6 protein-coding genes and 1 pseudogene are annotated in these 12,367 nt (G+C 64.1%); 6 read left to right on the top strand and 1 reads right to left on the bottom strand.

From position 1 onward, the window contains the following. The 6 genes and pseudogenes from AC1RUR_RS36555 to AC1RUR_RS36530 all read left to right on the top strand — a co-directional run. A pseudogene (locus AC1RUR_RS36555) lies at positions 1-797 on the top strand (AsmA family protein); the annotation flags it as partial. 210 nt (positions 798-1,007) lie between these two features. Then, entirely contained in the window at positions 1,008-3,455 is a 2,448-nt protein-coding gene (locus tag AC1RUR_RS36550) for an adenylate/guanylate cyclase domain-containing protein (RefSeq protein WP_492852982.1), read from the top strand. A 299-nt stretch (positions 3,456-3,754) separates the two neighbouring features. After that, on the top strand, positions 3,755-5,332 hold the full coding sequence (locus AC1RUR_RS36545) for a class I SAM-dependent DNA methyltransferase (protein ID WP_492852981.1): 1,578 nt from the start codon (positions 3,755-3,757) through the stop codon (positions 5,330-5,332). Next, the gene (locus AC1RUR_RS36540) at positions 5,322-6,641 is read left to right on the top strand and encodes a restriction endonuclease subunit S (RefSeq protein WP_492852980.1); all 1,320 of its coding nucleotides are present in this window, start codon (positions 5,322-5,324) and stop codon (positions 6,639-6,641) included. The genes AC1RUR_RS36545 and AC1RUR_RS36540 overlap by 11 nt, the downstream gene beginning before the upstream one ends. Before the next feature lie 238 nt (positions 6,642-6,879). Further along, positions 6,880-10,041, top strand: coding sequence for a type I restriction endonuclease subunit R (locus AC1RUR_RS36535; RefSeq protein WP_492852979.1), 3,162 nt, complete (start codon positions 6,880-6,882; stop codon positions 10,039-10,041). Positions 10,042-10,192: 151 nt separating this feature from the next. Further along, positions 10,193-11,020: a hypothetical protein gene (locus tag AC1RUR_RS36530; protein WP_492852978.1), complete on the top strand. Its 828-nt coding sequence runs from the start codon at positions 10,193-10,195 to the stop codon at positions 11,018-11,020. Between the two features lie 62 nt (positions 11,021-11,082). Here the strand turns inward: AC1RUR_RS36530 and AC1RUR_RS36525 are convergent, their stop codons facing one another. Beyond that, a complete protein-coding gene (locus AC1RUR_RS36525) occupies positions 11,083-12,354 on the bottom strand; it encodes a Spy/CpxP family protein refolding chaperone (RefSeq protein ID WP_492852977.1) in 1,272 nt (423 codons plus the stop codon). Positions 12,355-12,367 lie beyond the last annotated feature (13 nt).

Below are 12,367 nucleotides of genomic sequence, written 5' to 3'. Positions count from 1 at the left end.
TCCGCGGCATCAATGTCGCGCAGATGATCCGCTCGCTGACGACCAGCAAGCTGTCCGGCTGGCAGGACAACCAGACCCCCAGCCAGACCCCCAGCCAGGAGCAGAGCACCGACCTGTCGCAGCTCTCCGCCTCCTTCCGCATCGACAAGGGCCAGGCGGTGACGACCGATTTCAAGCTGGTCGGACCGCTGGTGCGCATCACCGGCGCCGGCACCATCGCGCTCGACACCAAGATGATGGGCTTTCGGGTCGAGCCCAAGCTCGTGATGACGACCGAAGGCCAGGGCCGCACCTCCGAACCGGTCGGCTTCGGCATTCCCGTGATGGTCTCGGGCGCCTGGTCGCAGCCGCAGATCTATCCCGACATGACCGGCATGCTCGACAATCCGGATGCCGCCTATGCCAAGCTGCGCGAGATGGGCAAGGGTCTGTTCGGCCCTGACGGCGCCGGGCTCGGCGCCTTCCTCAACGGCTTCGGCCTCGGCGGCACCGCCCCAGGCGGCGGCAACACCGCCGGCACCACCGCTCCGCAGATCCAGTTGCCGGGGCCGAACAACATGCCGGGCGGCCAATTCGGCGAAGCCATCGGCAACCTGATCCAGCAGGGACTGTCCAGCGGCCCTCTGTCCAGCGGGACTGGCACCGGCCGGAGCCGCGGCCTGCCGGGAACCTCGCCGGCCCCGCAAGCTTCGACCCAGGCCCTGCCGACCCAGGCCCCTTCGCCCCAAGAACCGCCGGTCGCGCAGCAGGACAGCCAGCCGATGAACGACGTGATGCGGCAGATCTTTAATCGGTAATTCCTGAACCAACGCTTCGGACTCCAAGGCCCATTTCTTCATCCGAACGGATGAAGCAGACGGCCACGACATTGCGGCGCCCCCGCCAGCCGCCCCTCCCGGTGGATAACAACACCGGCCCTGGCCGGTCCGAAGGCCCAAATTGTGCTAGAAGAACCGCGGGGCCCGTACAGCCCTTGGCGCCGGCGTTGTGCGACGCAAGAGGATCGGATGGCAGGAGCGAAAGGCAAGATTCGATTTCTGCGCGAGGGTCTGTTCGCCAAATACGTCTTCTCCCTCGTCGGCCTCGTCGTGTTCGTGCTGGCCGTCAACGGCGCGATGGAGACCTGGATCTCCTACCGCGCCACCACCACACAACTGACCGACGGGCTCCAGGACAAGGCTCAGGCCGCCGCCCGGCGCATGGAGCAGTCCGTGTCCGAGCTCGAGCGCCAGATCAGCTGGGTGACGCGGGCAAGCCAGGACACGCTCGACAAGCGCCGGGCCGATTACGCGCAGCTGCTGCATCAGGTCTCGGTCGTCGCCCAGCTGTTTCAGCTCAACGGCGACGGCCGCGAGGTGCTGCGCGTCTCCCGCCAGTCGACCACGACCGGCAGCAATGCCGATCTCTCCCGCGACGCCCGCTTCACCGACACGGTCGCCCGCGGCGTCAGCTATGCGCCGGCCTGGTTCGTGGACCGAACGCCGTTCATGTCGATCTCGGTGGCGCATTCCGGCTTCAATGCCGGCGTCACCGTGGCCGAGGTCGATCTCGGCTTCCTCTCCGACTTCCTGTCCGATTCCCAGCTCGGCAAGGCGGCCTTCGCCTATGTGGTCGATGCACGCGGCCGCGTGCTGGCGACCTCTTCGAAGGGCCCCGACGTCGGCAAGGACCTGTCGAAGCTGCCGCAGGTGGCGGCTGCCATCGCACCCGCCTCCGAGCCGGATACGTTCGGCACCGACTTCAACGGTCACTCGGTGCTCGCCGCCGCGAGCACGGTGCCGAAGCTCGGCTGGAGCGTGATGTTCGAGCAGCCGACCACGCAGGCCTTGATGCCGATCCGCGACCAGCTGGTGCGCATCGCGCTCCTGATCGGCATGGGCCTGATGGTCGCGATCCTCGCCGGCACGCTGCTCGCCCGCCGCATGATCATCCCGATCACCGCGCTGCGCGACGGCGCGCACAAGCTCGGCGAGGGCGATTTCAGCCACCGCATCGACGTGCACACCTCCGACGAGCTGGAGGATCTCGCGGGCCAGTTCAATCGCATGGCCGGCCAGCTGCAGGAGACCTATTCGGGCCTCGAAACCAAGGTCGAGGAGCGCACGCGCGACCTCGCGCAGTCGATCAACGAGCTCAAGGTGCTGGAAGAGGTCGGCCGCGCGGTCGCCGCTTCGCTCGACCTCAACGCCGTGCTGCCGACCATCGCCGCCCGCGCGCTCGAAATCACCCATGCCGACGCGGTGCTGATCTACGGCTATGACGCCGCAACGCGCCGCTTCAACCTGGTCGAAGCCAACGGCATCGACAGATCGGCCGAGGGTGCGCATATCACGATCGAGGAAGGCCAGAACATCCTGAGCGATGCGGCGGCGAGCGGCGAACCGATCGCGCTTGCCGATCTCGACGGGGCCTTCGAGCAGCCGCTGCGCGACGCCGCGATCGATGCCGGCTTCCACTCGGTGCTGGTGGTGCCGCTGGTCGACCAGCAGGGCACGCTCGGCTCGCTGGTGGTGCTGCGACGGGCAAGCGGGGAGTTCGCCGGCAGCCTCACCGGCCTGATGCGCACCTTCGCCAACCAGGCGGTGCTGGCGATGCGCAATGCGCGCCTGTTCACCGAGGTCGACCACAAGGGCCGCGAGCTCGAGGCGGCGAACGAAACCGTGCGCGCCCAGGCCGACAAGCTGCGCGAGCAGACCGAGCAGCTCAAGGACTGGAACAAGTCGCTGGAGGAGCGCGTCGCGACCCAGCTCGGCGAGATCGAGCGCATCCGCAAGCTCGAGCGTTTCCTGGCGCCGCAGGTGGCGCAGCTGATCGCCTCCTCCGACAGCCCCGAGGGCCTGCTGACCAGCCAGCGCCGCGAGGTGACCGTGGTGTTCTGCGACCTGCGCGGCTTCACCGCGTTCACGGAAGCGACCGAGCCGGAAGAGGCGATGAACGTGCTGCGCGAATATCACGCGGCGCTGGGCAAGCTGATCTTCAAATACGAGGGCACGCTCGACAAATATGCCGGCGACGGCGTGATGATCCTGTTCAACGCGCCGATCCAGTTCGAGGACCACACCCAGCGCGCCGTGAAGATGGCGGTGGAGATGCGCGACACCATCGATCCGCTGACCGAGCGCTGGCGCAACCGCGGGCATAGCCTCGGCTTCGGCATCGGCATCGCGCTCGGCTATGCGACGCTCGGCCAGGTCGGCTTCGAGCAGCGGCTGGAATATGCCGCCATCGGCAGCGTCACCAATCTGGCCTCCCGCCTCTGCAGCGAGGCCAAGCCCAACCAGATCGTGGTCAGCCGCCGCGTCTACGGCATGGTCGAGCCCTTCGTCGAAGCCCGTCCGCTCGACGATCTCCAGCTCAAGGGGTTCAATCATCCCGTGCTGGCGATGGAAATCCTGTCCTGGCGCGAGGAAGTGGACAACGTGGTGGATGCCTCGGCGGCAAGGCGGCGGAGGTGAGGCCAACGAGAACGTCGAAAACAACCCCATGCACAGTAGCCATGGGCCTGAACCGTATGGCGAATTTTATCTCATTGCGGATTTTGCGAAATTGGAGTTGACGCGTCGGGCAAAACACTGGCAGAATGGCATCATCGGGCGATTGCGCCGAACTCATCCCATCCATGGTTTATCTTGCGGACGAGTCAGCCGACCCGCCGAATGCTATCCTGTTGTGATCTAAGCAAAAAAGCTAATGCGCAAGAGTCGTCCCGTGTCGTATGAGTAGGCGCACGTTTGACGGGAAATGACGGGAAGACATGGCACGAGGTCCGGGGAAAAGCCGAGGGGCGAAAGTCGATCGCGGCGCTGACACCAATGGCAATGGTGCGTTCGAAGCAAAGCTGTGGGCAGCAGCGGACGCTTTGCGCAACAACATGGACGCGGCCGAGTACAAGCACGTCGTGCTCGGGCTGATCTTCCTCAAATATATCTCCGATGCCTTCGAGGCGAAGCACGGGGAACTCGATGCGCAGCGCGCGCAGGGCGCCGATCCCGAGGATCCGGATGAATATCGCGCCCAGAACATCTTCTGGGTGCCGCCGGAAGCGCGCTGGAGCTATCTCAAATCGATGGCGCCGCAGCCGACCATCGGCCAGCTCGTCGACGACGCCATGACCGCAATCGAGCGGGACAACACCTCGCTCAAGAGCGTGTTGCCGAAGGATTTTGCCCGGCCTGGGCTGGACAAGCAGCGGCTCGGCCAGATCATCAATCTTGTCAGCGACATCGCGCTGGGGGCGCCCGCGGACCGCTCCAAGGACACGCTCGGCCGCGTCTACGAATATTTTCTCTCCCGCTTTGCCAGCGCGGAAGGCAAGAGCGGCGGCCAGTTCTACACGCCGTCCCATGTCGTCCGCGTGCTGGTCGAGATGCTCGCGCCGTACAAAGGCCGGGTCTACGACCCCTGCTGCGGCTCGGGCGGCATGTTCGTGCAGAGCGAGAAGTTCATCGAGGCCCACGCCGGCAAGCTCGGCGACATCTCGATCTATGGCCAGGAATCGAACTACACGACGTGGCGCCTCGCCAAGATGAACCTCGCGATCCGCGGCATCGACGCCCAGATTGGCCATGGCGACACTTTTCACAATGATCGCCACCCCGACCTCAAGGCCGACTACGTGCTGGCCAATCCGCCGTTCAACGATTCGGACTGGCGCGGCGATCTGTTGAAGGACGACAAGCGCTGGACCTTCGGCACGCCGCCCGCCGGCAACGCCAATTTCGCCTGGGTGCAGCACTTCATTCATCACCTCAGCCCCACAGGGCTCGCCGGCTTCGTGCTCGCCAACGGCTCGATGTCGTCGAACACGTCCGGTGAAGGCGAGATTCGCAAGGCGATCGTCGAGGCCGATCTCGTCGATTGCATGGTGGCGCTGCCGGGCCAGTTGTTCTACTCGACGCAGATTCCGGTCTGCCTCTGGTTCCTGGCGCGCAACAAGAAGAATGGCCGTTTCCGTGATCGTCGCGGCGAGACGCTGTTCATCGACGCGCGCAAGATGGGGACGTTGACCGATCGCGTGCATCGCGAGCTGACTGAAGCCGACATTGCGAAGATCGCCGGCACTTACCATGCATGGCGCGGCGACAAAGAGGCTGGCAAGTATGTCGACACGCTGGGTTTCTGCAAGACGACAACGTTGGACGATATTCGCAAGCACGGCCACGTGCTCACGCCGGGACGTTACGTCGGTGCGGCAGCGGCCGAGGAGGACGACGAGCCGTTTGAGGACAAGATGGCGCGGCTAGCCGCTACGTTACGGGAGCAGCAGAAGGAGGCCGTGAGGCTTGATGCCGCCATTGCCTTGAGCCTGAGGGAGCTCGGGTATGGAGGCTAACAGACCCATGGTTCATTTAAATCAGCTCTACGAATTCGCTTCCGGACTTTCGAAGCCACGGTCCGAGTTTGGGGAGGGGTTTCCGTTCCTTTCGTTTAAGGATGTTTTTCATAATACCTTTGTCCCACAGGACCTGAGAGAGCTTGTGAAGTCGTCCGAGACTGAACGACAAAACTTATCAATCAGAAGGGGGGATGTTTTTCTTACAAGAACGAGTGAGGCGGTGGATGAACTGGGTATGAGCTGTGTTGCACTGAGAGACGTTCCAAATGCCACTTTTAATGGCTTCACAAAGAGACTTAGACCCAAGTCCCACGGTGCGGTTGTGCCGGAATATGCTGGATATGTTTTCCGAAGCCCCAGCTTTCGCGACGCGGTTTACGCGATGTCATCGCTTTCAACAAGGGCAAGCTTAAACAACGAAATGCTTGCAAGACTCGCGATTGTATTGCCGTCCGCGGGTGAACAGGCGGCGATTGGTCGGGTGTTGAAAACGCTCGACGATAGGATCGAATTAAACCGGCGGATGAACGAGACGCTGGAGAGAATGGCACGGGCGCTGTTTCAGTCATGGTTCGTGGACTTTGATCCGGTGCGCACGAAATCAGAAGGGGGCAATCCATCTCTACCCAGTCACATAGCTGACCTCTTCCCCACTGACTTCGAGGATTCAGAGGCAGGTCTGATTCCTCTAGGATGGCGTGTGGACACGATTCGCGAGCTTGCCGAAAATATTCAATACGGCCTCACCCAGAGTGCTTCCATAAAGGAGGTCGGGCCCCACTTCCTACGCATCACCGACATCCAAGGTGGTAAGGTCGATTGGAGTGAGGTCCCTTTCTGTCAAGTTACTCCGCAGCAGCACGAAAAGTATTGCATAAAGCGCGGTGATATCTTCGTAGCGCGGACCGGAGCATCGACGGGCGAGAACATCTACATGTCTAGCGCCCCTTCCGCCGTGTTCGCATCCTATCTCGTGCGCTTTCAGTTTCGGAATTTGGCTACCGCGCGCCTGATTGGAGCCTTCATGCGAACAGACAGCTATTTCGACTATGTTGCGGGGCGTATCGGTGGCTCTGCCCAGCCCAATGCAAGCGCTCAAGTTCTTGCTGGGGCGCAGCTCGTTTGCCCACCGGAGAGCTTGGCTGAGAAATTTTACGACCTCGTCTCATCGCTCGACAATTGCATCGACGAAAACCAAAAGGCCATCCTTACCTTGGCCGCCCTTCGCGACACCCTTCTCCCTAAACTCATCTCCGGCGAACTGCGCGTAAAGACCGCCGAAGAAATCGTCGAGGCCGTTGCATGAGCAACGTCCCGTCCCGCGGCGAGTTGATCCTCTACCGCATCGAGGACGGGCGAGGGGGTATACGGCTGCGGGTGGTGGATGGAACGATCTGGCTGAACCAGACGAAGGGCACACCGTCGCGAAACTCAGTCGTCAAGGAATCCTTGACAACTGATCCTACGTCACGGGGCGTGACCCCAACTTGTAAGCCATTCTTACAAGTTGGGCGGGACCAACCTTCCCCGCAGGAGCCACACCCATGAGCAGCTTCACCGAATCCGTCGTCGAGGAGGCCGCGCTCGATTGGCTGGCTCGGCTCGGGTATTCGGTGATGCACGGCCCCGACATCGCCGTCGGCGAACCTGCCGCGGAGCGTAGCGATTCCGGCTATCGCGATGTGGTGCTGGAGGCGCGGTTACGGGCGGCGCTGGCCCGGCTCAATCCCGACTTGCCGTCCGAAGCGCTGGAAGACGCGCACCGCAAGCTGACGCGGCTCGATGCGCCCTCGCTGATCGAGCGCAACCGCGCCATCCATCGCATGCTGGTCGACGGCATCACGGTCGAATTTCGCCGCAAGGACGGCTCGATCGGCGGCGCGCAGGCGCGGCTGATCGATTTCGACGATCCTGCGCAGAACGACTGGCTCGCCGTCAACCAGTTCACGGTGGTCGAGGGGCAGCACCTTCGGCGGCCCGATATCGTGCTTTTCCTTAACGGCCTGCCGCTGGCCGTGATCGAGCTCAAGAACGCCGCCGACGAAGGCGCCGATATCTGGGCCGCGTTCCGTCAGCTCCAGACCTATCAGGCGCAAATCCCGGCGCTGTTTTCGACCAATGTGGCGCTGGTCGCCTCCGACGGGGCGCAGGCGCGGATCGGCTCGATCGGCGCGGGACGGGAGTGGTTCAAGCCCTGGCGAACCATCACCGGACGCGACGAGGCGATCAAAGTCGCCGAGCTGCAGGTGGTGCTGGAGGGCGTGTTCGAGCAGCGGCGCTTCCTCGACCTGATCCGCTACTTCGTCGTGTTCGAGGCGCTGGATGGCGGCAAGCTGGTCAAGAAGATGGCCGGTTATCACCAGTTCCACGCCGTCAACGTGGCGCTGGAGGAGACGCTGCGGGCGGCGATCCCGGCGGGGAGCTGGCACAAGTCGCAGGGCTTTGCCGAAACCGAAGAAACCGGCCGCTATGACGCGGGGCCGATGGCCGGCGGCGAGGACGGCGACCATCGCGTCGGCGTGGTCTGGCACACGCAGGGCTCCGGCAAGAGCCTGACCATGGCGTTCTATGCCGGCCGGGTGATCCTGGCGCCCGAGATGGAAAATCCTACCATCGTGGTGCTCACCGACCGCAACGACCTCGACGACCAATTGTTCGGTACCTTCGCGCGCTGCCGCGACTTGTTGCGCCAGCCGCCAGTGCAGGCGGCCGACCGCGCGGACTTGCGTAACAAGCTGTCGGTCTCTGGCGGCGGCGTTGTGTTTACCACCATCCAGAAATTCTTTCCGGAGGAGCGTGGCGACCGCCATCCCGTCCTGTCGGAACGACGCAACATCGTGGTGATCGCCGACGAGGCACATCGCAGCCAGTACGACTTCATCGACGGCTTTGCGCGCCATCTGCGGGATGCACTGCCCCGCGCCTCGTTCATCGGATTCACGGGAACGCCGATCGAGCAGACCGACGCCAACACCCGCGCCGTGTTCGGCGACTATATCAGTGTCTACGACATCCAGCGCGCGGTGATCGACGGCGCCACGGTACCGATCTACTACGAGAGCCGGCTGGCCAAGCTGGAGCTGAAGGCGTCCGAGCGGCCGAACATCGACCCCGAATTCGAAGAGGCGACCGAAGGCGAAGAGACCGACCGCAAGGAAAAACTCAAGAGCCGATGGGCACAGCTCGAAGCCGTGGTCGGGTCCGAGAACCGGATCGCGCTCGTTGCGCGCGATCTTGTCGAGCATTTCGAGACCCGCCTCACCGCCATGGATGGCAAGGCGATGGTGGTGGTGATGAGCCGGCGCATCGCGGTCGCGCTCTATGACGAGATCATCAAGCTGCGGCCGGAATGGCACAGCGAGGAGGACGATAAGGGCGCGTTCAAGGTCATCATGACGGGCTCGGCGTCCGACCCGCTGGAATGGCAATCGCACATTCGCAGCAAGTCGCGGCGCGAGGACATGGCCGAGCGATTCCGTGATGCCAACGATCCGTTCAAAATCGTGATCGTGCGCGACATGTGGCTGACCGGCTTCGACGCGCCGAGCCTGTCGACCATGTATGTCGACAAGCCGATGCGCGGCCACGGGCTGATGCAGGCGATCGCACGCGTCAATCGCGTGTTCCGGGACAAGCCGGGCGGATTGGTAGTCGACTATCTCGGCCTCGCCGACGAACTGCGGCGCGCCCTCGTCACTTATACCGAAGCCGGCGGCACCGGGCGGACCGCGCTGGATCAGGCGGAAGCGGTCGCCGTGATGCTGGAGAAATACGAGGTCTGCCGTGGTCTGTTCCACGGCTTCGACTGGTCGCATTGGCTCACCGGGACTGCGGGCCAAAGGGTTTCGCTCCTGCCGGAAGCCCAGGAGCACATCCTGGCGCAGGAAGACGGCAAGACCCGGCTGATGCAGGCCGTCCACGAACTGTCGAAAGGATTTGCCCTGGCCGTGCCGCACGCGGAGGCGTTGCGCATCCGCGACGATGTCGGTTTCTTCCAGGCGGTGAGGGCCGTGCTCGCGAAGAACGAGCCGGGCGAACGCAAAAGCAGTGAAGACCTCGACCATGCCATCCGGCAGATCATCTCCAAGGCGATGGTTTCGGACGAGGTGGTCGATATCTTCGCCGCGGCCGGGCTGAAGAAGCCGGACATATCGATCCTGTCGGACGAGTTCCTCGCCGAGGTCCGCGGAATGCCGCAAAGAAATCTCGCCGTCGAGTTGCTGCAAAAGCTGCTGAAGGGCGAAATCAGCGTCCGCTCACGCCGCAATGTCGTGCAGGCGCGGGCCTTCTCCGAAATGCTGGAGCAGGCTCTGCGCCGCTACCAGAATCGCGCGATCGAGACCGCGAAGGTGATCGAGGAGCTGATTCAGCTCGCCAAGGACATGCGTCAAGCTGCCCAACGCGGCGAAGATCTTGGCCTGACCGATGATGAAGTCGCCTTCTACGATGCTCTGGAAACCAACGACAGCGCGGTGAAGGTCTTGGGTGACGAGGCGCTTAGGATCATCGCTCGCGAACTCGTCGCCACGGTTCGCGCAAACGTCACGATCGACTGGACCGTGCGCGACAACGTCCGCGCGCAGCTGCGCGTGCTGGTGAAGCGGATTCTCCGCAAATACGGCTATCCACCGGACCTCCAGGAAAAGGCCACTCAAACAGTGCTTGAGCAGGCCGAAGCGCTTTCCGAAGGATGGGCAGTCGCTTGACCCATGCAGCAGCCTCGCACAATTCCTCCACACCACCCACGAACCACATCCCTCTTCCCCGCGACTAACCCTCGCCTCAACGACGAGGCCGACTTCGGAATGGAGACGACCTGTGACGCTTGCCTTGCCTTCGCGTGCTTATGATTTGCAGATGCTGGACCGTCCCGTCGATCGCGCGCGCGATCACGGCTGGGTCTATGGGCTACCGCCCGGCATCAGCAGCGAGCAATGGCCGTTCGATCCCGTCACCGGTTTTCCGCTGATGCATGGCTTCACGCTTCTGCTGCCGGAGGACTATCGCGTGCATGGCAAGGACATCGTCGCGGTGTCGTTCTTTGCGACGCCGCCCGATCACAATGACGGCGGCGCGGCTGGCGATCCTGAAATCCGCGAGGCCGTGCTGGCGCTCCCCTCGCATCCGCGGCTCTCGCGCATGACCGACATCCTCGATTACGAATATGCCGCGCTGCTGCTGACCCAAGCCGAATATGACGGCGCGTTCGCGACGCCGCCGGCCCCGCTTGCGGTTGCGACGGCGGAGCGGCCGCGCTGGCTCGATGTCGGCGGTGCCAGCGCTTTCTTCGAGTCCGCCCCGCCCTTCGCGCAGAAAATGTTCGCCGGCCCGCCGCGGACCGATCTGGCGGAGACCCTCGCGATCGCCTTGACGCCGCGCGCGACCGATCCCAACGCCGGCAAGGACACGCAGGACCTGCACTTCCCGCGCAACCCGCCGAGCGATTATCAGTCCTACTACTACTTCGTCGGCGGCGTCCCGAGCACCGAGAATTACCGCTTGCACGATTGGGCCAAGGACCACGCTCGCGACCATCTCGGCGGCACCATGCGGCCCTGCCAGGCGGTGCCGGAGATGAGCCCGTTCTACATCGAGTTCGAGGAATATTTCGGCGGCTACAATTTCGGCACCGGCAACGCGCAGCTCGACTTCAAGGACATGAAGTTCGACTGGGCGTGCGGTTAGTTTTTTGTTTGACGCGTTTTCTTGATGCGAACCGGCATCCACTTCGCTCGAAAACGCTCTGATCACGCCCCGCGCTTCGGTCCGATCGCCTCGAAGCCGGCCTTCTGCTCGTCGCTTAAGTCCGCCTCGAAATCGTCGAGCGCGTCGCCGACGCTTTTCACGGCTTGCAGCATCGTCTCCAGCCGCGCCTTCACGGCCGCAAGGCGGGCCTGCGGTGTCGTGGCGGCCGGGGTCGGGCAGGCACTCAGCGTCTCCATGGTGCGCAGCGTGGTGTCCTGGAGCACGTCGAGCCGGGCGCGCGCGACCTCGTCGAGGCGAAGCGTGGACGCGATGTCGGCGACAGGCCATTGCTGCTGCACGAGCTGCTCGTACTGGCGCTGCAGCTGGATGTCGTAGCGAGGGTCGCTGTCCGCCGCGCAGGCCGCGGACGCCTGTTCATCCTTGCGCTGGCTCGACGCAAGCGCGGCGCGAGCCTCGTTGGCCAGCGCATCAAGCCGGGTCTTCTGGTCGTCATCGAGCAGATCGACGAACTTGGCGAGCGGCGGCGCGATCGCGTCGGTCGCCTTGATCATGGCCGCGAGGCGCTCGCGCATCAGGCCGAGGCGCTCCGATGCGCTCGCCGGCGCCTGCACCGGGCAGGTCGCGCGAATGCTGTCGCGCGCAGCCAGCCAGGCGGCGCTGAGATCGTCGAGCGCGGTGCGCTGCAATTCGTTCGGCTGCACGGCGGCCGCGATGCGCTCCGCGGGGAAGCCAGCGGGATCGCTGACATCGCAGATGTTTTGCGCCGACGGGATCCTGCGCGCAAACCTGCCTTGCGGCGCAGCGTAGGCGGCAAGCTCCCTGGCCGCATAGGGCGAGAACAGCGCCGCGTAGATGTCGCCATAGCCATAGAGCGAGATGCTGGTCGTGTGGCCGAGAATGATCGCGTTGGCGAGATCGTCATGGGCGAACGGCCAGAACACCGGGCCGGCCCAGCCATAGCTGCCGTCCGGGTGGCGCCACCAGCCCTGCGGGCGGCGGCCGCCACGCCAGCCCGCCAGCGCCGCTTGCGCGGTGAGGGCCGCACGCAGGATGGCGGGATTGGGTGGTTGGCGGCTCTCGGCCCCACGGGGATCCTGGGACCGCAACGCGGCGGAACGGTATCGCCCGCCCCGCACCGCCATGCGGGCATGGCGCAGGCGCGACACGCCGATCACGTGGCCGACGGCGAAGCGTGCGACGCCGAGCGGCCCGCCGCGCATCCCGAACTGCGCCTCGGCCCTATCAGGCAGCAGCACTGCCGCAATCACGAGAACTGCGCCGGCGAGCGCGAGGCCCATCCGTGATCCCGACATGATCGCTGACCTC

Source organism: Bradyrhizobium sp. GW821-FHT12B03 (genome assembly GCF_058807535.1).
This window is presented reverse-complemented; position numbering and strand designations above follow the sequence as displayed.

What these genes read in the sequence shown, in the direction of transcription:
- AC1RUR_RS36540 (WP_492852980.1), top strand. Translation starts at nt 5,322, where the DNA reads ATGGAGGCTAACAGACCCATGGTTCATTTAAATCAGCTCTACGAATTC.
- AC1RUR_RS36525 (WP_492852977.1), bottom strand. Translation starts at nt 12,354, where the DNA reads ATGTCGGGATCACGGATGGGCCTCGCGCTCGCCGGCGCAGTTCTCGTG.
- AC1RUR_RS36530 (WP_492852978.1), top strand. Translation starts at nt 10,193, where the DNA reads ATGCTGGACCGTCCCGTCGATCGCGCGCGCGATCACGGCTGGGTCTAT.
- AC1RUR_RS36550 (WP_492852982.1), top strand. Translation starts at nt 1,008, where the DNA reads ATGGCAGGAGCGAAAGGCAAGATTCGATTTCTGCGCGAGGGTCTGTTC.
- AC1RUR_RS36545 (WP_492852981.1), top strand. Translation starts at nt 3,755, where the DNA reads ATGGCACGAGGTCCGGGGAAAAGCCGAGGGGCGAAAGTCGATCGCGGC.
- AC1RUR_RS36535 (WP_492852979.1), top strand. Translation starts at nt 6,880, where the DNA reads ATGAGCAGCTTCACCGAATCCGTCGTCGAGGAGGCCGCGCTCGATTGG.